Origin of the sequence: Brevibacillus fluminis (assembly GCF_052072235.1) — a bacterium.
GTDB classification, from domain to species: Bacteria; Bacillota; Bacilli; order Brevibacillales; family Brevibacillaceae; genus Brevibacillus_D; species Brevibacillus_D fluminis_A.
On sequence record NZ_CM125436.1, the window covers coordinates 1551756 to 1574184 of the forward strand.

Consider the following 22429-nt stretch of genomic DNA (forward strand, 5'->3'; position numbering starts at 1 on the left):
TTTTATCGAATCATGCCTTCGATTTGGCGAGCAAATACAAGAAGTACGGAGCGCCGATGACGGCGACGACGATCCCCGTGGGAATTTCCGTTGGCTGCATGATGGTGCGGCCCAGCGTGTCGGCGACCAGGAGCAGCAAGGCGCCGGCAAAGGCCGAAATCGGAAGCAGGAATTGATGCGCAGACCCAATCAGGCGCCGCGCGATATGCGGCGCGATCAAGCCGACGAAGCCGATTCCGCCACCGGCAGCCACGCAGGAGCCGGCAAGTCCGACGGCAGCCGCGATCAGCCAGATTTGCTCGCGCGCGATGGACGTGCCGAGTCCGGTTGAAAGCTGGTCGCCCAGATTGAGGATGTTGAGCACACGCGCTTTCATGAGCGCGAATGGAATCAGCACCACAATCCACGGCAGCAAAGACAAAACGAACGTCCAGTTGGAGCCCCAGATGCTGCCCGCCAGCCAAGTGGCGACAAATTGATAGTTTTGCGGATTGAGCCGCAAGGACAGGACGACGGTAGCGGCCGAGATGGCTGCTGCGATGGCGATCCCGACTAAAAGGAGGCGGACCGGCGTCGTGCCCTGCCCTTTTTTGTAAGCCAAAAGAAAAATGATAGCGGCGGTTGCCGCAGCTCCCACCAACGCAAGAAACGGCATCAGCGCGACGGAAGCCGATTCTTTGGCAGGGAAGAACGAAAGATAGACGATCACCATCAGCCCCGCGCCTGCATTGATCCCGAGAATGCCCGGATCAGCCAGCGCATTGCGGGAAATGCCTTGCAAAATCGCACCCGCAGTCGCCAGGCCAGCGCCGATCAAAAGCGACAGCACGATGCGCGGAAGGCGGAATTCAAACAAAATCAAATGCTGCTTAGCCGTGCCGCCGCCGAACAACGTCTGCATCACTTCAAGCGGGGAGAGGCGAATAAAGCCGGTATTCATGCTGCTGATGAACGCGAGTACGATCAGCGCGGCGAAAATCACCATGATTGTGATAAAACGCGCGGTTTTTTTGCGGGTCACCATCTCCGGCATCATCATGACAATTCTCTCCTTTCCCGTCTGGCGAGATAGAGGAAGAACGGCACACCGATCAGCGCGATCAACGTTCCTACCGGCGTCTCATACGGCGGGTTGATCATGCGCGCCGCGATGTCGGCCAGCACCATGAGCAAGCTGCCCAAAACGGCCGAGCAAGGAATGATCCAGCGATAATCGACGCCCACCAAATAGCGTGCCACATGGGGAATGACCAGGCCGATGAAGCCGATGGCGCCCACAGCGGAAACCGATGCCCCTGCCAAAACGAGCACCAGCAGGATGATGACCAGCTTGATCAAGCCGGTGCGCTGTCCGAGCCCGGCAGCGACTTCCTCACCCAAGCTCAGCATCGTCACCGATCGTGAGACGGCAATGGAGCCGATCAGCCCGGCGATGATCCACGGCGTCATGATCTGCAACTGCTCCCATTTGGTCCCGGCTACACCTCCGGCATACCAGAAGGCAAGGTCTTGGGCAATGTGAAACGAGATCGCGATCCCTTCGCTAAGCGCCACCAGCAAGCTGCTTACCGCAGCGCCGGCCAACGCGAGGCGGACGGGAGAAAGCGTTCCTTTTGCCAAAGAGGTGATGCCATACACGAGTCCCGCCCCAATGCCGGCTCCGAGAAACGAGATGAGAATCAGCTCGTTGAACATGAGGTTGCGGAAAAAGGCGAAGCAGATCGCCAAGGCAAACGCGGCCCCCGCATTGATTCCGAGCAGTCCCGGATCGGCGAGCGGATTGCGCGTCATGCCTTGCATGAGCGAACCCGCGACAGCGAAGGCGGCACCGACGAGCATCCCGGCAAACGCCCGCGGCAGGCGCAATTCATAAATGATCTGATGCTGGGTGACATCAGGGGTAAAATGAAAAATCGCGTCCCAGACGGTGCCCAGGCTAATGTCGGCAGCCCCCAAAGAAATGGAAAGAGCCAGGCTGAAAGCAAGCGCGACGCATCCTCCGATTATGATGGACACAGCGGTAAAAGGACGGCTTTTCTGAACCAGCTGCGTATCAGTCTGCGTATTCAAGATCGTCTGTCCTCCCATTTCGTTTTTTATAATGATAAAGATTATCATTCTCGAATAAAAAATACCACCCCTAAAATGGATAAAATAGTTTGAACGGACAGGTTGCCTTTTACAGCGCAAACGAAATATTTCTTTTTCTTGAGAAATCAGATTCTATTGAAAACTCAAACGAAGTTTTGTATAGTGAATATGGGTCATGATTTTTGTAAACACGCACATCAGATGAAAATGGGAAGTCGGGGTTCCAGTGGCGGGCAGCTCATGCCAGTCCGCCGGAACTTACGGACCAGACCGAAACAATCACCCTCGAAACGGCGGGTGAATTTGTTTTTGTCTGGTCTTTTTCTTTTTCCTCCATTCCCACCTCTTGTTTTACTTCCAAATCCCACTAAAGTATTTTTTTCACGCCAAAGCGAAGGGCATTGCGAAAAAAAGCGGAGCGTAGCCTTTAGGCAGCCCACCCAGGCGGAGCAGGCAAACGGAACGGCTTTCGCGCCCCACATCGTCTTTGTGACGCTTCCGCCGCGCAGCGAGTGGCATTGGGGCGCGGTTCCGTTTGCCTGCGGAGCCGGACACCCCTTGCTTCCCTGCGGGCAGCCTAACAGCGAAGCACCGCTTTTTTTCGCTATGCCCCTCGTCTCCACCAAAGCCAACCACAGCCCCCAAAAGGAAGCAAAACAGTCATAACCCCCCCTTCCCCCCCATACAGTAGAAAATAAAAAGAGACAACCTTGCCTGAACCAGTGGCGAAAGGAGCGATGCACATATGCTTCATATCGTTGCCTGTATCAAACAGGTGCCGGATACCAAAATCATCAAAATGAACCCCAAAACCAACACGATGGACCGTTCGAGCGCGCCCGCCATCTTGAATCCGTATGATGCCCATGCCGTAGAGGAGGCGGTCCGGCTTAAAGCCCGCTATGGCGGCACCGTTTCCGTCGTGACGATGGGACCGCCGCCAGCGGTCAAGGCGATCAAAAAATGCATCGAGATTGGCGCCGACGAAGGCTATTTGGTCACCGACCGGGCATTTGCCGGAGCGGACACGCTGGCGACCAGCTACACCGTGACAAAGGCGCTGGAAAAGATCAGCAAAATCAAACCGATCGACCTGATCCTTTGCGGCAAAATGACGATCGACGGCGACACCGGCCAAGTGGGGCCCGGGATTGCCCGCCGTTTGGACATCCCTCCGTTGACCAACGTGAAAAAGGTGGAGTCCGTCAACAAGGAAGAAGGGTACTGTGTCATTCACCGCAAGCTCGAGGACGGCTATGAGGTGATCCGGTCCACGCTGCCGTGCCTGTTTTCCGTGGAAAAAGACATCAACGACATCCCGTACTCGACCATGCCGAATATGCTGCGGGCCGCGCGCTACAAGCCGGTAGTCTGGTCGGTCAACGACCTCGAGGATGTGGATCGGACGCTGTTTGGACTGAAAGGTTCCCCGACGATCGTCGCCAAAGTATGGCCGCCGGAAAAACCGAAGGGCGGGGAGATGCTGGCAGGCGGAGCGAAGGAACAAGTCGCGCGATTGCTGGAAATTTTGTGGGAGAAAAAAGAGCTGTTCGGGATGAAGGAGGGGGCGCGATGAGCCTTCAAGCGTACAAGGGCGTCTGGGTGTTTATCGAGCAGCGCGATGGCGTGATCGCGCCTGTTTCGCTGGAGCTGTTGGGGGCGGGCCGCAAGCTGGCTGACAAGAGGAATGTCCCGTTGGCAGGCATTTTGATCGGGGATGAGGTTGGCAAGCTGGCACCTGTCGTCATTGAGTATGGCGCCGATATCGTCTATTTGTACGATGACCCGATCTATCACGACTATCGCACCGAGTCATACATGAAAGCCGTCATCGATTGCGTGGAGAAGCACAAACCGGAAATTTTCCTCTATGGGGCAACATCAACGGGCAAAGACTTGGCGAGCGCCGTAGCGACCGACCTGGCGACAGGGTTGACCGCAGATACGACCATGCTGGACGTGGATGTGGAGACCGGCCTTTTGGAGGCGAGCCGTCCCGCATTCGGGGGCAACATCATGGCAACGATCTTGTGCAAAAAGCATCGCCCGCAAATGGCGACCGTGCGGCCAAAAGTGATGAAAGCGCTCGCGCCCGACAAAAAGCGGACGGGCGACATCATCGCCGAATCGCTGTATATTCGCGAGGAAGATTTGCGCACAAAGGTGCTCAAAATCGTCAGGGAAGCATCGGATAAGGTGCGGCTCGACGAGGCCGATATCATCGTGGCAGGCGGCAAAGGGCTGGGCGGCAAAGAAGGCTTCGAGATGATCGACCAGTTCGCCAAGCTGATCGGCGCGTCAGTTGGAGCCAGCCGCGATGCGGTGGAGGCGGGCTGGATCGAGCACCATCATCAGGTCGGTCAGACAGGCGTGACGGTCACGCCCAAAATTTATTTTGCCATCGGCATTTCCGGGGCGATCCAGCATATCGTCGGCATGCAGAACTCAGGCTTGATCATCGCCATCAACAAAGATCCCAATGCGGCCATTTTCCAATCGTGCCATTACGGCATCGTCGGCGATGCATTCGAAATCGTTCCGCTTTTGACCCAATGCTTTGCCCAAGTCTTGCAGAAAGAGGTGCAGTATGGCGGAAAAATTTGATGCGATTGTCGTCGGAGCAGGCCCAGCGGGAACAGCCTGCGCCTATACGCTGGCGAAGGGCGGGGCCAGTGTGCTTCTGCTGGAGCGCGGCGAGTACCCCGGCTCCAAAAACGTGATGGGCGGCGTGCTGTACCGCAAGACGCTGGAGGACATCATCCCCGGCTTTTATAAGGAAGCGCCGGTCGAACGGCCGATCGTCGAGCAGCGCTTTGTCATGCTGGATAAGGAATCGGCGGTCACCTTTGGCTACAAAGGGCTGGAATGGGGGCGTGAGCCTTACAACAACTTCACGGTGCTCCGCGCCAAATTCGACCAATGGTTCGCGGACAAAGCGGTGGAGCAAGGCGCGCTGTTGGTGAACGAAACCGTCGTCCTCGAGTGCATCGTCGAGGATGGCAAGGTGGTCGGCGTGCGAACGGACCGGCCGGATGGCGAGCTGTACGCCGACGTAGTCGTGCTGGCAGATGGCGTGAACTCGCTCTTGGCCAAATCGCTCGGCTTTCACAAGGAGTTCCGTCCCGATGAAGTCGCCCTGGCCGTCATGGAAGTGCTCAAGCTGGACAAAAAAATCATCGAGGACCGCTTCAATCTCGAAGAAAACCAAGGCTGCACGCTGGAGATTTTCGGCGACTCGACCAAAGGCATTCTCGGCACCGCATGGCTCTACACCAACAAGGACAGCCTCAACATCGGCGTAGGCGCGATGCTGTCCGGTCTGATCAAGCACAAGATCAAGCCGTATGAGCTGCTTGAATATGTGAAAAAGCATCCCATGATCAAAAACTACATCCAGGGAAGCGAGCAGCAGGAATATTTGGCCCACCTGATTCCCGAGGGCGGCCTCAAGTCGATGCCAAAAGTTGTCGGCAATGGCGTTTTGGTCGTCGGCGATGCCGCGCAGATGGTCAATGCCATCCACCGGGAAGGCTCGAATATGGCGATGGCTTCCGGCGTGCTCGCCGCTGAAACCATTTTGGAAGCGAAAGCAGCGAGCAATTTCTCCGAGGAAATGCTGGACCGTTACCGTGAGCGCATGCTGGAGAGCTTTGTCGGCCAGGATTTGAAAAAGTACAAGGAAGCGACACACCATTTCGAAAAATATCCGCATTATTTCGAGAAATACATCCCGATGATGAACAAGGCCGCAAGCCAGATGTTTACCGTAGACGGCAGCTCCAAATGGGAGAAGCAGCGCAAAATTTGGCGTGATATCGGCACCACCGGCGAAAAATTCAAAATCGCGCGCGACTTGTTCAAAGCATGGAGGGTGATGAAGTGATGAGCGAGCAAGGAAAAGGCGAGTCCATTGAGGAAAAGCAATACCTGATCCGCTTCAAGGCCGACACCAAGTCGCATTTGCATGTGCTGGACGCAGACATCTGCATGGACAAGTGCCCGGACAAAATTTGCACGATCTTTTGTCCGGCGGAGGTATACAAATGGGAGGAAGTCCGGATGCATGTCGGCTACGAGGGCTGTCACGAGTGCGGCAGCTGCCGAATCGGCTGCCCGCACCAAAACATCAAGTGGGAGTACCCTAAGGGTGGTCACGGGATCATCTTTAGGCTGGGGTAATGGTATGTTCAACGCGGGCGATCATGTCGTGTTCGTGTTGGACGGGGCTGTGGGCGTCGTCTTGCATGTAGATGGCGGCCGGGTCCAGGTGCTGTGGGAGGATCATTTTGTCAGCTGGGAGAAGGCGGAGCTGCTCAGGTTGTTTGAAGGGCAGCAGGCGTGAGCGAGCCCTCTTGATGAGCGTCGACTGATGACGTTTGTCAAGAGGGCTTTTGTGTGCGAAAAAGTATATTTTTTCATATTATACAATTTGTGGGTAACGAGTTCAAGCGGCGTGAACGACACGACATTGGCTTTTACCGATGGGAACCTGACGAATCAGATCGCTTACAACGATGACGCGAACGGAACTTACTTTTCGGAAGTGGCGCCGACGTTGACGGGCGGCGTTACTTATTACGTCAAAGTCGCGCCTCGCAACTATAACCATAAAGTCATCGCACGGCTCACAGCGGCGGTCTACACGCCACCATTGCCCGTACTTTCGCTCAATTCCCCAGTCGATGTCGATGCACCGGCCGGCACGAGCAAAGTTTTTACCTTTAAACCGGCCAGCTCAGGGACGTACAGCATCTTTACCGGCTATTACGGCGGGACAAGCAGCGGCGGGACAAACGACACACAGCTGTATGTCTACACGGATGCGGCTTTGACCAATCAGATCGCGTACAACGACGATACGAGCGGAACGACTTTTTCCCAAGTCGATCCGACGCTGACCGGCGGAGTGACGTACTATGTCAAAATCGTCGGCTACAACAACGGAAGCGTTCATGCGAGACTGACGGCGACGGTGTACAATCCGATCTCCCTCCAGCTGGGAAGCGGCGTTATCACCGAAGCGGCCGCGAATGACGGCAGCTTTATCGCCACGCAAAAAGTGACGGTGATAAACGGGACATTCGCCAGCGACATGTCGAGCGGTGTTACCGTCAATCGCCTGCCGGCAGGCTTGGGGATCACGGTGACGCGCAACAGCAACACCCAGATTACGATTGCCTTTACCGGCAAAGCGACCAACCATGCCAACGCGAACGATGTGACGAACGCCTCCGTCACGATTGCACAGGCCAAAATAACCGGGGCCAATTTTGCCATCACATCGGGCAACTTTACATTTGATTTCCTCGATCCGGAGCCGACGCTCTCGCTGGGCAGCTCTGTGATTCAAGAAGCGCCGGCCAATGACGGCAGCATTACGGACACGCTCAGCGTTTTCGTCACGAACGGCACATTTGCCGCCGATCTGTCCGGTGGCGTGATCGTCAACAATCTGCCGGCAGGCCTGGGGATCACGGTGACGCGCAACAGCAATACGCAGTTGACCATCGCCTTTACCGGCAAAGCTGCCAACTATGGCAACGCCAACGATGTGGCGAATGCAACCGTCACCATCCTGCAATCCAAAATTACCGGGGCTATCGCGAATATGACGACAGGGACGTTCCTGTTTGATTTCCGCGATTCCGACCCAGCGTTAACGCTGGGCAGCCTGATCATCAAAGAAGCTGCGGCCAATGACGGCAGCTTTGCGGAGAAACAGGTGATCACGTTGACGAACGGCACGTTTGCCGCCGATCTCTCCGGCGGTGTGGTGGTCAACAATCTGCCGGCCGGTTTGGGAATTGTCGTGACCCGGGATAGCGGGACGCAAATGACCATCGCTTTTACCGGAAAAGCAACCAGCCACAGCAATGCAAACGATGTGAACAACGCCTCTGTGACCGTATTGAAGGCCAAAATATCCGGGGCCACCAAAGATGTGACCAGCGGGCTGTTCACCTTCGACTTCGCAGACGCCGCCGTTCCGGGAACGTACGAATATGTCTATGATACGCGCAATCGACTGCAGTACGTAAAAGTGGATGGCGTCATCAAATTCGAGTGCAAATACGATGACAACGGAAATTTGATCGAGATCAAGAAGTAGGTTTTGCAAGCAGCAATCGGCGAGAACCGTTTTTGGGGGAAATAGGATGATAAGAAAAATTGTAACGGTTTATTTATTGATCAGCCTTGTGGTGACGAGCATGTTTGCCGGCGAGTCGGCAACAGAGCTGGACATGCCGTATGAGCAACAAAGCAGCGACGAGTCCGGCAGCGCGGAAACCGTTGAATGGATGACGGACGAGCTGGCCGGCGCACAGGATGAGGAGCGCGATCCGTCGCTCCGCCCCGATTTGTCCGACGAGCAAATTCGCGAGCTGACATGGGATCAGCTCCCGGTAGAAGATGTCATCGATATGAACAGCGCGTTTGAGCGCACGACATTGCAAATTTGCGCTTATTTTTATTCCAATCTGCAGCGCCTGCTGTCGCAGGATGAAATTGTTGAACTGCTGAATTGGAGCGATGCAGACGTCATGAATGAAATCGCCGGGCTGTCGCCTGAACAGTTCGGCTATTTGGAACAATATGCGCCATTGATCAGCACGACCTATAAAAAATGGACCGGCGAGATCGATGAGGAGGAAGGAGCGGGCGAAGATGTGCCGCCTGTAACCGATCAGCCGGGGGATGTGGAAGGGAATAACGGTACCACGCCGCAGCCGGATCAGCCGGGGGATGCGGAAGGAGACAACGGCACCGCGCCGCCACCGGATCAGCCGGGGAATGCGGAAGGGGATAATGGCACCACGCCGCCCCCGGATCAAACAGGAGGCGGCGGAACAGGAGACGTAACGCCGCCGCCCGCCCCCGCCCAGCCGACAGCTGCGGGAACAGGAGACGTACCGCCGCCGGCTCCTGACCAGCCGACAGATCCGGGAACAGGAGACGTACCGCCACCGGCTCCCGACCAGCCGACAGATCCAGGAGCAGGCAGTGTAACACCACCGGCTCCCGATCAGCCGGCAGATCCAGGAACAGGCGGTGTAACGCCACCGGCTCCCGCCCAGCCGACAGATCCAGGAACAGGCGGGGTAAAGCCACCGGCTCCCGATCAGCCGACAGATCCAGGAACAGGCGGTGTAACGCCACCGGCTCCCGATCAGCCGACAGATCCAGGAACAGGGGACGTACCGCCACCGGCTCCCGATCAGCCGACAGATCCAGGAACAGGGGACGTAACCCCACCGACTCCCGCCCAGCCGGCAGATCCAGGAACAGGCGGTGTAACCCCACCGGCTCCCGATCAGCCGAATCCTGGCACAGGTGAAACGCCGCCGCCCGGGACCGATGACGGGGTAAACGGCGCCAGTACGCCGCCCGCCGACATCAAATATACGCAGAGCGACCAAAAATTGCATTATTTCAGAGGGAATACCGCCAAGCCTGTGGACGACATGTACCGGGCGGCAAATGTGGTCGAGCGGGATATTGTGCTGGAAGGAAAGCATGGCATGGATTTTGTCCTGCAACGGCGCTACCATTCCATGAACAGCAAAATCACCGAGCCGGGGTACAACGATTCCGTTGGCAACAAAGCGTTCAATGCCAGACGGGATCAATATGCGCCGTTTGCGAACGGATGGGATTTCAACCTGCCCAAATACGAGCGCGTGACGCATCAGGTAACGGTGGAGCGGAGTAGACCCGGGTATTATCAGGAAAAGGACGAGCTGTTGTCGACGTATGATTCCCGTTATTTCATCGAGCTGGACGACGGGACCAATCTGGAATGGTCACCGATTGACCAATACTCGCTCGGCTGGGTGAACTACCCTTATCAAGGAATCTCCTTCACTGCCAGCCGGTACGGCGATCGCATCCGGCTCAAAAAGGACGGATACTTGTATGAATTCGAACAGCGGACGGAAGAGCCATCCGGCCTGATCGTAACGAAAACCAACCCGTTCGGCGATCGCATCGTGTACAAGCTGCCGGACAGCAGCTCCGATCCGATCGAGATTACCGATTCTATCGGCCGCAAAATTTTGCTGGAAAAAACATCCGGGTTCATTACCGACGCGAAAGTGATGGTAAACGGCACGATTGTCAAGCACGTCCGCTATGGTCTCACCATGGGAACGAACAATAACTACGCCATGCTCTCGGACGTAACGCAAGTCTCGCACCAATCCGGCCAAGCGGATCAAGTGGTGGCGCAATACGAGTACCACGACCCGAACGTGATCGGCAAAGCGGAATTCAACCTGGAGAAACACTACGAAATTTCCGAGGCGCTCAACTATGGCGGTATCGAGTCGCAGGACTATGTCGATCAGGACCGTGCAAAGCGGGCGACACTTTCCTATTTGCTCTTGCGAAAAGTCACGTATCCTTTGCAAGGGCTATCGTTGGCCTATTCATACAGCGCCTACAATGCTGCGGCGGAAAATCCGCTCAATCGCGGCGTAGTCCGGCTGTATCAGGACGACCATGCGCTTTCCTACGTCAGCTACAATCCCGTGACAACGGTGAACTACATGTACAGCCCGAAGGCCGATCCACTGAATAAAGGCACCTCCGAGCGCCTGTTCACCAAAAGCTATGAAATGATCAGCAAGGAATTTTGGAAAGTGCCAAAAGCAAAAATTCCGCGGCTTGCCGGTGCCGCCGACAGAAACGGGCAGCGAGTCGTGTCGAAGGAAAGCTCGGCTCTGGCACCCACGATCGAGCGAACATACGAGGGCAACGACCAAGGGAACTACGTGCTCATTTTGGTGAAAACGGAGGCAAAAGAGGCTGGCAACACGCAGCTTGCGGCCGGGAGCAAGCAGTATCACTACAATCCCGTCACATACGTAAGCAACATGTACCAAGGAAACGACACGCAGCCGTCCTATCAATACACATTTCTCGATCCGGCCAGCGCCCCCGCAGGCGTATCGCTGAATCAAAGCGTCTACGATTACCTCTTGCACAAAACGAGCCAGCGCCCGACGAGCGCCGAGCTGAAAAAATACGCGAATGAGACAGTGCTCGCGTACAATGTATACGGCGATCAAATCCAAGCAATCGATCCGAAAAACAACGTGACCAACTGGGAGTACGAAAGTGTCGCGGCCGGGGAATATCGCAAACTCATGCGGCTGAAAAAACAGGCCGCAAACAATTCGTCACACTATCACGAAGAACTTTATACCTACAATGCGGACCAACTGCTCGAAACGGAAACGATAACCGATTCCTATCCCGGCATGCGCTATCAAGACCAGCTTGTCCGCACGTACGCCTATGAAAACAAGCTGGTATCGGCCGTGACGGAAACGAGCAAGGGAGCGGAAGCCAAAACGCTGACGCGCCAATACCCCAGCTACGATGCATGGGGACTTTACCCAACCAGCATGAGGATGAACGTTCAGCTGGCAAACGGGCAAGTCAGCCAACTGCAATTCAGCTACGACTACGATGGGGTCGGCAACCTGCTCAGCCGAACCTACCCGGATGGCAGCAGAGCCGAGTACGAATATGACATTTTGGATCGCGAAACGAAAGAAACGTTCATCAGCAGCGATAACCAACGCCGCGAAACCCGTTACACGTACCTGGACAACGCGCGGAAAATCATCAAGACGCTGCCGGATCAATCCCGACTGGAAACGACGTACACGCCATATGGAGAAATTGAACTGCAGCAGCAAGTTGGCACAGACGGAAGCAGCCGCCCGCTGGTGTGGAACGAGTATGCAGCAGACGCCATGCACCTGCTCGCCGTCTATCCGTATGCGCTGGCAAATCGCAAAACGTCCTACAGTTACTACGAAGACGGAGCCGTCTCCGCCGCAACCGACCCGATCGGAACGACAACATATGCGCGCGTCAACGCTTCTTACAGCGCGGACACCTATTTGCCGGAAACTGCTACGCGGGAAAAAGCGCCGAACGGCCGCGAACTGACCACAATCATGGACCGCTATGGCCAAAATGAACGCAACGTAGACAAAACCGGAGATGCACTACAGACGCTGACAACCACGTACAGCCGGGATGCTTTTGGCCATGTCACGCAAAAAACCATGCAAAACGCCGCCGGCGACTCCCGCGTCTGGAGCTATTTGTACGATTTGCGCGGCAAGCCGCTGACCATCACCGACCCGGAAGCCAACGTCTACAACTACGATTACGACTCGTTGGGTAATCTGGTCACCGTGACGGAAAACGGGACGGTCACAAGCAGTTATCATTACAACGAACTGTCGTGGCTGCTGAGCGAAACGAACACAGGCAGCAGCCTGAAGAAAGAATACACCTACAAAAACAGCGGCGATGTGGCCACCTACAAAGACAAGCAGGGCAATACGTACCGGTACCAATACACGCCGTTTTATGAAGTCGACTCGCTGACCATCACCAATCCGTCGCAGGTCAATGTCTATCAGGAAAACTACACCTACGACCCGACGTCAAGAAAGCTTGTAAGCCAATCCAACAGCGACGGCACCAGCATCAGCTACAGCTACGATGCCTTCCAGCGGATGAAGCAATTCACCCAATGGAACCGCACCTACACGCTCGGCTACACCGACGGCGACGACCTGCTGGATACACTCAATTACAACAACAGTGCCATCGTCAACTACACCTACGACAACGCCGGACGCATGCAGACGGTTACCAGCTCGCTGTTTGCCGGCACCGCCACCTATGCCTACACGACAGGCCCGACCGGCGCCACCACAACGGTCACCTATCCGGGCGGCACCCGCAAAACGACGACGAACTCCTTCGGCGAAGTAACGGAAACCATCCACAACGACGGCTGGCGCGAAACCGATACCTACGACGGGTTCGGCAATCAGGCAAGCCAAACCCGCAACAGCGTCACGACGCAATACAACTATGACAAAGTCGACCGCCTGAAAAAGGAAACGCTCGCCAGCGAGGAGAAAACCTACAGCTACGACCAACTTGGCAACCGCAAAACGTGGAAATCCACGCAGCTGCCCGCCTCTACGGCAGGCACGTACAAGTACGATGCACTCAACCGACTGAAGTCGTATACACCAACGGGAACCACGACGCCAAGCGTAGAATTCACCTACAACAACGACGGCCTGCGCGCCACGAAAAAGGCCAACGGCGAGGAAACCCGCTACGTGTATCTGAACGGCAAGGTGATCGAGGAACTCAATGCGAATGGAGTCGTGAAAGCCACAAACGTCTGGGGCAACGAGCTGTTGTTCCGCAACGACGCAAGCAGCGGCAAGGGCGGCTTCTATTCTTACAACAGCCACGGCGATGTGGTGAAGGTGACCAGTCCGGCGGGCGCGGTGCTGAACAGTTATGACTACGATAGCTGGGGAAATGTGCTGACCCAGACGGAGGGGATGAACAATCCGTTTAAGTATGCGGGCGAGATGTATGATGCGGAGACGCGGTTTTATTACTTGCGGGCGAGGTATTATGATCCGAGTGTAGGAAGGTTTATTACGGAGGATACGTATAAGGGGCAAGTGGATAATCCGTTGAGTTTGAATCGGTATACGTATGTGCACAACAATCCGTTAAAGTTTATTGATCCAAGTGGCTATGAAGCGATCATTGGTGGCGACGGGGCAACAGGTACCTATTACTACTACGATAAAGCTGGAGTTAGGAGAATCCATGGTACTCAACAGATTGATTATGAGTTTTATGATGATCAGTATTATGCAAAAGGTATTGATGCGATACCCAACGCCGCAGGATTACATGATCTATACAGAGGGAATATTAGGGAATTAGAAGGGTTTGAAGATCCGACAATTTACATCTCTGGAGCTGCAGGTATACTCAGAGGGATGGTAAGGAACGTAGCCGTAAAAGGAAGTAAGACTGTAGGTTTACTATTTTTGAGTCTATTTGCAGCTGGGGGTAAAAAAGAGGGAATAGAAGTCTCAGAACAATTGATTAAAAACGTTATGAAGGATGCCCCCCTAAAAACTCAGCAAGGAGCAGTATCTTTACCTGCAGTTCAAAGGTATGTTCAACGCCTTCTAAACGGCGAAGCCCCTCCACCAATTAAGGTAAGCAATGGAATAATAGTGGATGGAAATCACAGATATATCGCAAGTAGGATAGTTGGTAAAGATATAGAACAAGTCCAATGGTCAGGTGGACGACTTGATCAAGTTATCGATTGGATAAAAGTCAAAATAGATCCTACTGACTGGGGAAATAAATAACGGGAGTGAATATAAATGATCGTAATAAATAGTGCTGCTTCTGAGATAGAACCTGTGTTTGTAGATGCGGAAACTCTTGAAAACGCAGTCCTTGATGGTTTAAATTTACACAGAGCCTTGCTGTCTAAATCTAAACTAAAAGGAGCGAGCCTTGTAGATGCAAATTTGCGTTCAGCCGAGCTAGATGGGGCTGAATTAAGTTATGCAAATATGTCCAGAACCTTGTTGATGAATGCATTATTTCAGCAAGCAAATCTATCATTTGTGAATTTTCAGGATAGCAAACCAATTGGAGCAAATTTTACTGGAGCTAATCTACAAAATGCAGACTTAACCCGCGCTGATGTGTTTGCAGCAAGATTTACTGATGCTAATTTACGTGGTGCCATTATGCTATGTGAGCGAATTGAAGATAGTAGTTTCGAGAATGCAAAGTTTAATGATACTACAGTTTGGCCTGAAGGGTTTGACCCTATCGCCAAAGGAGCTTTAAGAGTTGAATAGAATATAAAGTGGTACCCCAAACGAGTAACCAACTACTCGTCTGGGGTTTCTTTTTTCCATTTTTATCAGTTGGTTGCTGAGGGAATAATCCCCCAAAACAACCTAAAAAATAGACCTTGCCAATTTCAGTTGCTTACCGCAAAATTCATCGGTTAAGTTGTATAGACTTGAATGGCTATTTACTAACTTCTAACAAGATAGATAATAAAAATGCAACAGCGACTAAAGCTTAAAGGACGTAAGTGAAATAATAGCGAATAACTACATAGAAACAGGGGGGATGTTTATGGAACAGCCCGATCAAAACAGGAAATGAATAGACAACTATTGGGAAGGGGAATTTCAAACCTGGATCGGTTACACTAAGTTGGACAGAAAAAATAAGGGCTTGTAGAATAAACCTATTATGCTAAGGAGCGGATCTCTACAATGCCAAAACAGCAACGACGTACCTTTTCCTCAGAATTCAAAAAACAAATGGTGGAACTCTATGAAAACGGGAAATCCAGAGCAGCAATTGTGGAGGAATATGACCTCACAGCTTCCGCTTTAGACCGCTGGATCAAGCAAGCTCAGACGACGGGCTCCTTCAAGGAGAAGGACAATCGCTCGTCAGAAGAAAATGAACTGATCGCTTTACGAAAAGAGAACCAACGCCTAAAAATGGAAGTCGATATTTTAAAGCAAGCCGCGCTGATCATGGGACGAAAGTAGCTATCATCCAGAACAACCTTGATAAATACTCGGTATCAGCAATGTGCGACGTCCTGCAAATCGCAAGAAGTACATTTTACTATGAAGCGAAAGAACAACCGCACGTAGACGATCTAACCGAAACGATCGTGGAGATTTTCTACAAAAATCGAAAAGCTTACGGTACACGAAAGACCAAAGTCAAGCTCCAGGAACGCGGATTCGTCGTCTCCAGACGTCGAATGGGTCGGATCATGAAGGAGCAAGGGCTCGTTTCCACCTACACTGTGGCTCAATATAAACCCTATAAAACCGCTTTTAATGAAGCAACTACGGGGAATGTTCTGGACCGTGAGTTCGAGCAGGAGGAAGCCCAACGTTTCGTTGTCAGCGATCTGACTTATGTGATGGTTCAGAACCGATGGCATTACATTTGTGTGCTGGTCGATTTGTTCAATCGAGAGATCATTGGTCATAGTGCAGGTCCAAATAAGGACGCTGCTCTGATTTCCCGTGCTTTTGCGAGCATCAAGGGCGATTTACGTTAGATTCAGTGGTTTCATACTGACCGTGGCAGAGAATTTAAAAATCAAAAGATAGACGAACTTCTGGAGACGTTTGAAATCGGTCGATCCCTAAGTACGAAAGGCTGTCCATACGATAACGCTGTGGCTGAAGCCACCTACAAAATCATAAAAACAAAGTTCGTAAACCAGATAAACTTCCATAGTCTTCGTCATTGGGTTGTCAACAGTAAATCAGACAACTTTTTAAGGGCTTCTTGGCGATACTGAACAGGCGACCTGTAGCCTACGGTTCCATAAACACGATGCTTGTTAAACCACTTGGAAGGCATGGATAGATGCAGACAAAATGACGGATGATTACGAGTGGTCGGATAATAGAATACATCGGTATAAAAAGTAGGGAGGCACTATGGAAATATTGAATATTGTAAAATCAACTTATGAAAAATTATCTAAGGTTCCAGAAATCACTGTTGATGAACTCAACCTTGCTTCTCCCTTAGGAATAGATGGATTAACAGAAATAGAAAATAAATTGGATTTTACTTTTCCTGAAATATTAAGAGAATTGTATTTATACGGTTCCCAATATGTTTCATTTAATTGGATGGCTTCTAGTAATACCTATGGTGAAGATTGCAAATTGGGAGGAATAACAATACTTTCACCCGAAATGATCGCAGATACTTATCTAGAAATGCTCCAAATGGTCGAAGAAGCTAAGTTGAATAATGATGAATTAGAGGAGAATGCGGGATTACAAGCTTTGGTAAATGATTGGCCAAATTGGATTCCAATCATTCGTTTTATGAATGGGGACGCCTTTTGTATTAATAAAAACTTACTCTCAGTCGTTTTTTTAGAACATGATGTTATGGATGGGGGATCATATATACATGGGGTGGAATTAGATGCTAGTGTTGATGGTTTGTTGCTTAAATGGTCTCAAATAGGATTTGTTGAGGTTTATGATTGGTCACATTATATAGGAGAAAATGGTATTGAGGTTGAAAACTCTGTATTCACAAAGCTCCGGGAAGCGATAGCTAACGCATAAAACAGATTACCCCAAACGAGTAACCAACTACTCGTCTGGGATTTCTTTTTGCCTTGTAGCCGCCATTCGGATGAGAGGTGGTAAACTCGGTAAAATGAAGAACGTGGAAATTTCTCACAAAAAACTACCCGGCGCTCCACGAAAAATTCTCTGATTCGAGGCTTTGGACTCTGCCCAAGATATCGTATGATCAGGAAATCAAGCAAGTCCCGAGAGGAGAAAGTAATAAATGTTAAAATGAGAAGAAGTTAGGGTGCAGGTAGAAGAGATATTGGAGCGGTATTTGATAAAAATTCCTGCCAGTAGCCTTTCGGAGGAATTTGAAGAATGGATTGAGCACCTATATCAAGTTTGCTTGTTGAAAGGATTCGATTGCTAGGACAAATTGCCAAAGGAGCGCGACGAGTTAAATCATAGTCACTAACACAGAAAAGCGAAAACCGAATCCCTGCTCCAAAACCCCGACAAAAAAAGCCGGCCGAGGCCCATTGATATGCTCCCATCATAGTAGACAGTAGAAAAAAACAAAACTTCTACTTCTACAATGATGGGAGTTTTTATGATGTCTAAAAGAAGTTTAACTTCTTTTGAAACGAAATTACATGTTGTACAGCGATGCTTAGAGCACAAATCAAATTCAAACTATGAAGCGAAGCAGCTAGGGGTTAGCTCACACACTGTGAAAGAATGGATAAGAAAATATAGAGCAGATGGTTTGGATGGGTTAAAGGAATCGAATACGTGGAAATCATACGCAAAAGAATTGAAGCTTGCCGCTATTAAAGATGTACTGTCTGGTCATTGCTCCGTAGAAGAGGCGACAAAGAAGCATCGTATTTCAAGTAGAAGTGTTTTGGGGAAATGGATTTCCAAGTATACTAATGAGATAGAATTGAAACCTACACGTAAGGGAAAAGGACTATCTCGTATGAATAAAGGACGTAAAACAACTTTCGAAGAACGTATTGAAATTGCTCAATATACAATCGCTAATGGTTTAGATTATCAGAAAGCTATCGAAAAGTACGGTGTATCTTACCAGCAGGTGTACGCCTGGGTTCGGAAATATCAAGCAGGCAGTGAGGATGCTCTTAGGGACAATCGCGGTCGCAAAAAGCCTGTAGAGGAACTCGATGAGCAGGAACGTCTAAGACTACGGATCAAGGAATTAGAAGCTCGAAACGAATACCTAGAGATGGAGAATGCCTTCGCAAAAAAGTTGGCAGAGATCAAGCGACGAAATACACGCTCACGTTAGTTCGTCATGCAGACTTGTATCACGCGATCCAAGAACTGCATACGGAGAAAGGCTACGCGATCACGAAGCTGTGTGAGCTAGCTGGAGTTGCTCGATCTGCCTATTATAAATGGCTAAAATGGAAGCCATCCACCAGAGAACTTGACATTCTTTCACTCGCTAAGGAAGTGAAACTTCGCTATGACAAACGAAAGGGCGCTCTTGGCTATCGTCAAATCGGCACACAATTGAATCGAAAACTCAAGAAAAATTACAACGAAAAGCGTTATTATCGAATAATGCGTGCTCTTGGATTGAAAGCCGTCATTCGTAAGAAACGGCCAAACTACGTAAAATCCTCTGAAGTACATGTGGCTGAAAATGTAATGAATCGTGAATTTCACGCCGATTCTCCAAATCTGAAATGGTGCACAGACGTCACCGAGTTGAAGTACGGGAATGGTCGTAAAGCCTATCTGAGCGCTATTGTTGATGTATACGATAACTCCGTCGTTTCATGGGTTTTAAGTCACTCCAACAACAATAAACTCGTTATGGATACGGTGAAGAAAGCGTATAGGAAGAACCCAGGAGTAACTCCACTTCTCCATAGCGACAGAGGCTTTCAATATACTTCACATGAATACAATCGTCTTATGAATAAATATTGTTTTAGCAAGAGTATGTCTCGTGTGAGTCGATGCCTGGATAATCAACCCGTTGAACGATTTTGGGGAACATTTAAGTCAGAAAGCTTTTATTTGGCTAAACACGACACTTACGAAGACGTACTTCATAACGTGAGCCGTTATATCCGCTACTACAACAATTACCGCTATACAGAGCGTTTAAATGGCTTGTCTCCTAACGAGTATCGAAAACAAGCTGCATAAACATAAGATCAGAAAAAACCCTCCGTTCTGTAACATATGAACGGAGGGTAATAGAATAACTTTTTTGTTTTTACACTGTCTACTTGACAGGGGGCACTTCACATCCTCAACCGACTTTTCCCTCTACCTATCCCCGCACAAACCCTACTTCATCTTCACCTGCTTCAACATATCCTGAAACGACCACAGCGGCACGATCTTATACCCTTCCACATTTTTGCTCGTCGCCATGATCTGTTTGTTGTGCGAGAGCATCACCCACGGGGAGTCGTCCGCGATCAGCTTGGCCGCCTGAATCAACAGATCGGCGCGTTTTTCGTCATCGGTCAGACGAACCTGTTCGGCCAGCAGCTTGTCGACCTCAGGGTTTTTGTAGTTGGCATAGTTGGCGCCGCCGTCTGCCGCATTATCGGAGTGGAACAGCGGGAGCAGTGTGCCCGACGGGTCCGGGAAGTCCGAACTCCAGTTGTTGACGATAATATCGTAGTCGCGCGAGCCGGAGAAACCGCGGGTTGTCAGCTCTTCGCCCGTCACTTTTTCGATCTCCAGATTGATGCCGAGCGGTTTGACGGCTGCCTGGAGCGCGAGTGCCGAGTTGATGCGCAGGCCGTCGTTGTCGGTCAAGATTTTTGCGGAAAAGCCGTTCGGCACGCTGGATTCTGCCAACAGTTGCTTGGCTTTTTCCAGATTGTAGGCATAATCCGGAATTTCCTTGAATGCAGCTTCCCACTTGGCTTTGCCGATCGTCCAAAGCGCCGGCGGAACCGGGATGGCATGTCCGGCGATGCCGTTGTCATGGACCAACAGATCGATGATCTTTTGCTTATCGAGCGCATAGTTCATCGCCTGGCGCACCTTTTTGTCCGTAAACGGCGGGCGCTGGGTATTGAACTCGATGGCATCGTTCATGTAGCTGTCGACTTTTTGCACATTGACGCTGTCCATCCCCTCGACGACTTTGATCAGGTCGAGCGGCAGGTTGATCGCCATGTTGATCTGGCCGGTTTTCAAGCCGGTGATGACGGTTGTCCCTTCCGGAATGACCTTGTAGACGACTTTGTCCAGGTAAGGTCCGCCGGTTTTGTCCCAATAGTTTTCATTTTTTTCAAGCACGATCTCGGAGCCGGTTTGCCAACTGACGAATTTGAACGGTCCTGTACCGAGCACGCCGCCATCCGGCTTGCCGAAATTGTCCTTGTGCGCTTCATAATACTTTTTGCTGATGACGTGCGTGGCGGCGGTAGCAGTCGCATAGCGCCACATCGCGTCGGGCTGTTTGAGCGTCACTTTGACGGTGGAGTCGTCGACGGCCTCGATTTTGTCCACGTTGCCGTAGAGCCAGCCCAGATAGGAGGCGGTTTTCGGGTCGCGCGTGCGCTCCATGGAGAAGACTACGTCGTCCACCGTCATCGGCGAACCGTCGGAGAAGACGACGCCTTTGCGCAAATGGTAGACATACGTTTTGTCGTCGGTCATCTCCCATTTTTCGGCGAGATTGCCGACGAGCTGCATGTTTTCATCGTAGCGGCAAAGACCCTCGGTAATTTCGTTGACGACCGGGCTGGTGGAAAAATCGTAGTTGAAAGCAGGGTCAAGCGAAACGATATCGGAATTGAGCGCAAAAACAAGCGTCCCGCCCGGTTTCGCCGCCTCTGTCCCGCCGCTTGTCGAGGTCGAACCGCTGGACTGTCCACCGCTGTTTCCCGCAGGTGCGGATGCAGGCGCGGAAGAACAGGCTGTGGTGACAAGGGCGAGCACGGTAGAGCAAATGGCCAAAACGTTGAGGAAAGGATTTTTTTTCACCATGATTCCTCCAATGAAGGGAAATGAATGTCTATGAATGATTATAAGCATGAAAGCGCTTCTTAAGTTTAAATATTCTATCAATTTACGTGCGATATACAAGCATTTTCAGCTTATCCAAGCGCAGCGCGTTGAACAAAACTGTGCAGGAGAAGTGTAAAAAAAAATGGATCAATCAAACCATTATGTACAACATGTTTGACAGTCGGATTGCCTGGCAGGGGGCCAAAAGGCAATGGCAACAGCGATGGGCAGCAATGGTATGGGAATTGCTATGCAAACTCAAGTGGAGCACTACATACATGGGAGGTACGAATCAATGGAAAAGCTGGCAAAACTGCGGGAGCATTTCGCGACGATGGGGATCAATGCGCTCCTCGTCACCAACGGGCAAAACCGTCGTTACCTGACCGGATTCACCGGAAGCGCCGGAATCGTGCTGATTACGCATACGGAAGCGATCCTGTTCGTCGATTTTCGCTATGTCGAGCAGGCACAAGCACAGGCGAAAGGGTATACGATCGTGCATCTTGCCGCCAAGGAAGATATTTATCGGGAGGTGGCCATACGTGTGGAAGAGCTGGGCATAAAAGCGCTCGGCTTTGAGCAAAGCCAGCTCAGCTTCGAGCTGTACCGTAAGTATGCGGACGCTGTTCGCACAGAGCTTGTCCCTCTTTCTGGCGCCGTTGAACGTTTCCGTATGATCAAGGACAGCGCAGAGCTTGCCCTCATCCGTAAAGCGGCGGAAATCTCCGATGCGGCTTTCTCGCATATCACCGGATTTATCCGCCCGGGAATCACCGAGCTGGATGTGGCCAATGAGCTGGAGTTTACCATGCGCAAGCTGGGGGCAAGCTCGTCTGCCTTCGATATCATCATCGCGTCCGGCGCCCGCTCCGCGCTGCCGCATGGCGTGGCGAGCAGCAAAGTGATCGAAAAAGGCGATCTGGTGACGCTCGACTTCGGCGCGTATTATCAAGGATACCGCTCGGACATGACGCGCACCTTGGCTGTCGGCGAGCCACGCGAGGAGCTGAAGAACATTTACCAAATCGTACTGGAGGCGCTGGAGCGCGGTCTTGCCGGAATCAAGCCAGGCATTACCGGACGCGAGGCGGATGCGTTCACCCGCGATTTCATCGCGCAAAAAGGATTTGGGGACAAATACGGACACGGCTCCGGGCATGGTCTCGGGCTGGATATCCACGAGGAACCGTTCATGTCGACCAAATGCGATGTGGTACTGGAGCAGGGCATGGTGCTGACGGTAGAGCCGGGGATTTATTTGCCGGGCATCGGCGGTGTCCGCATCGAAGACGATATTGTGCTGACGGAGAACGGGAACGAAAGATTGACGTCCTCGCCGAAAGAACTTCTGATTCTGTAAAAAACACCCG

Annotated in this window: 15 protein-coding genes and 1 pseudogene; 13 read left to right on the forward strand and 3 right to left on the reverse strand. The window is 51.7% G+C overall.

The genetic code is table 11. The features are described from left to right. Window positions 1–10: 10 nt before the first annotated feature. A complete protein-coding gene (locus ACTID9_RS07940) occupies window positions 11–1036 on the reverse strand; it encodes a FecCD family ABC transporter permease (protein ID WP_441072493.1) in 1026 nt (341 codons plus the stop codon). After that, window positions 1036–2088: a FecCD family ABC transporter permease gene (locus ACTID9_RS07945; protein WP_441072495.1), complete on the reverse strand. Its 1053-nt coding sequence runs from the start codon at window positions 2086–2088 to the stop codon at window positions 1036–1038. Before ACTID9_RS07945 ends, ACTID9_RS07940 begins: the two co-directional genes overlap by 1 nt. A 748-nt stretch (window positions 2089–2836) precedes the next feature. Here ACTID9_RS07945 and ACTID9_RS07950 point away from each other — a divergent pair. The 12 genes and pseudogenes from ACTID9_RS07950 (at window position 2837) to ACTID9_RS08005 (ending at window position 19229) form a co-directional block, all read left to right on the forward strand. Continuing rightward, a complete protein-coding gene (locus ACTID9_RS07950) occupies window positions 2837–3667 on the forward strand; it encodes an electron transfer flavoprotein subunit beta/FixA family protein (protein ID WP_441070672.1) in 831 nt (276 codons plus the stop codon). Continuing rightward, entirely contained in the window at window positions 3664–4695 is a 1032-nt protein-coding gene (locus tag ACTID9_RS07955) for an electron transfer flavoprotein subunit alpha/FixB family protein (RefSeq protein ID WP_441070673.1), read from the forward strand. Before ACTID9_RS07950 ends, ACTID9_RS07955 begins: the two co-directional genes overlap by 4 nt. Beyond that, the gene (locus ACTID9_RS07960) at window positions 4679–5974 is read left to right on the forward strand and encodes an FAD-dependent oxidoreductase (protein WP_441070674.1); all 1296 of its coding nucleotides are present in this window, start codon (window positions 4679–4681) and stop codon (window positions 5972–5974) included. The genes ACTID9_RS07955 and ACTID9_RS07960 overlap by 17 nt, the downstream gene beginning before the upstream one ends. Continuing rightward, on the forward strand, window positions 5974–6270 hold the full coding sequence (locus ACTID9_RS07965) for a ferredoxin family protein (protein ID WP_441070675.1): 297 nt from the start codon (window positions 5974–5976) through the stop codon (window positions 6268–6270). Before ACTID9_RS07960 ends, ACTID9_RS07965 begins: the two co-directional genes overlap by 1 nt. Before the next feature lie 4 nt (window positions 6271–6274). Continuing rightward, window positions 6275–6433, forward strand: a complete 159-nt coding sequence (locus tag ACTID9_RS07970; protein ID WP_441070676.1) for a hypothetical protein — start codon at window positions 6275–6277, stop codon at window positions 6431–6433. Window positions 6434–6544: 111 nt separating this feature from the next. Beyond that, a complete protein-coding gene (locus ACTID9_RS07975) occupies window positions 6545–8200 on the forward strand; it encodes a hypothetical protein (RefSeq protein WP_441070677.1) in 1656 nt (551 codons plus the stop codon). 46 nt (window positions 8201–8246) lie between these two features. Next, window positions 8247–14318: an RHS repeat-associated core domain-containing protein gene (locus ACTID9_RS07980; RefSeq protein WP_441070678.1), complete on the forward strand. Its 6072-nt coding sequence runs from the start codon at window positions 8247–8249 to the stop codon at window positions 14316–14318. A 15-nt stretch (window positions 14319–14333) separates the two neighbouring features. Continuing rightward, window positions 14334–14822 carry a pentapeptide repeat-containing protein gene (locus ACTID9_RS07985; RefSeq protein WP_441070679.1) on the forward strand — a complete coding sequence of 163 codons (489 nt, stop codon included), beginning with the start codon at window positions 14334–14336 and terminating at the stop codon, window positions 14820–14822. A 429-nt stretch (window positions 14823–15251) separates the two neighbouring features. After that, window positions 15252–16246, forward strand: a pseudogene (locus tag ACTID9_RS07990) (IS3 family transposase); the annotation flags it as partial. Window positions 16247–16451: 205 nt separating this feature from the next. Beyond that, a complete protein-coding gene (locus ACTID9_RS07995) occupies window positions 16452–17099 on the forward strand; it encodes an SMI1/KNR4 family protein (protein WP_441070680.1) in 648 nt (215 codons plus the stop codon). A 559-nt stretch (window positions 17100–17658) separates the two neighbouring features. After that, the gene (locus tag ACTID9_RS08000; RefSeq protein WP_441065371.1) at window positions 17659–18357 is read left to right on the forward strand and encodes a helix-turn-helix domain-containing protein; all 699 of its coding nucleotides are present in this window, start codon (window positions 17659–17661) and stop codon (window positions 18355–18357) included. 14 nt (window positions 18358–18371) lie between these two features. Next, window positions 18372–19229, forward strand: a complete 858-nt coding sequence (locus ACTID9_RS08005) for an IS3 family transposase (RefSeq protein ID WP_441065373.1) — start codon at window positions 18372–18374, stop codon at window positions 19227–19229. 144 nt (window positions 19230–19373) lie between these two features. Here ACTID9_RS08005 and ACTID9_RS08010 read toward each other — a convergent pair whose 3' ends face one another. Beyond that, window positions 19374–21035, reverse strand: a complete 1662-nt coding sequence (locus ACTID9_RS08010; RefSeq protein WP_441070681.1) for an ABC transporter substrate-binding protein — start codon at window positions 21033–21035, stop codon at window positions 19374–19376. A gap of 316 nt (window positions 21036–21351) precedes the next feature. Here ACTID9_RS08010 and ACTID9_RS08015 point away from each other — a divergent pair, with 316 nt between their 5' ends. Next, window positions 21352–22419, forward strand: coding sequence for a M24 family metallopeptidase (locus ACTID9_RS08015; protein ID WP_441070682.1), 1068 nt, complete (start codon window positions 21352–21354; stop codon window positions 22417–22419). Window positions 22420–22429 lie beyond the last annotated feature (10 nt).

Excerpts from the sequence above, each read along its gene's own strand:
- ACTID9_RS07940 (WP_441072493.1), bottom strand. The coding sequence starts at position 1,036 with ATGATGCCGGAGATGGTGACCCGCAAAAAAACCGCGCGTTTTATCACA.
- ACTID9_RS07945 (WP_441072495.1), bottom strand. The coding sequence starts at position 2,088 with ATGGGAGGACAGACGATCTTGAATACGCAGACTGATACGCAGCTGGTT.
- ACTID9_RS07950 (WP_441070672.1), top strand. The coding sequence starts at position 2,837 with ATGCTTCATATCGTTGCCTGTATCAAACAGGTGCCGGATACCAAAATC.
- ACTID9_RS07955 (WP_441070673.1), top strand. The coding sequence starts at position 3,664 with ATGAGCCTTCAAGCGTACAAGGGCGTCTGGGTGTTTATCGAGCAGCGC.
- ACTID9_RS07960 (WP_441070674.1), top strand. The coding sequence starts at position 4,679 with ATGGCGGAAAAATTTGATGCGATTGTCGTCGGAGCAGGCCCAGCGGGA.
- ACTID9_RS07965 (WP_441070675.1), top strand. The coding sequence starts at position 5,974 with ATGAGCGAGCAAGGAAAAGGCGAGTCCATTGAGGAAAAGCAATACCTG.
- ACTID9_RS07970 (WP_441070676.1), top strand. The coding sequence starts at position 6,275 with ATGTTCAACGCGGGCGATCATGTCGTGTTCGTGTTGGACGGGGCTGTG.
- ACTID9_RS07980 (WP_441070678.1), top strand. The coding sequence starts at position 8,247 with ATGATAAGAAAAATTGTAACGGTTTATTTATTGATCAGCCTTGTGGTG.
- ACTID9_RS07985 (WP_441070679.1), top strand. The coding sequence starts at position 14,334 with ATGATCGTAATAAATAGTGCTGCTTCTGAGATAGAACCTGTGTTTGTA.
- ACTID9_RS07995 (WP_441070680.1), top strand. The coding sequence starts at position 16,452 with ATGGAAATATTGAATATTGTAAAATCAACTTATGAAAAATTATCTAAG.
- ACTID9_RS08000 (WP_441065371.1), top strand. The coding sequence starts at position 17,659 with ATGATGTCTAAAAGAAGTTTAACTTCTTTTGAAACGAAATTACATGTT.
- ACTID9_RS08010 (WP_441070681.1), bottom strand. The coding sequence starts at position 21,035 with ATGGTGAAAAAAAATCCTTTCCTCAACGTTTTGGCCATTTGCTCTACC.
- ACTID9_RS08015 (WP_441070682.1), top strand. The coding sequence starts at position 21,352 with ATGGAAAAGCTGGCAAAACTGCGGGAGCATTTCGCGACGATGGGGATC.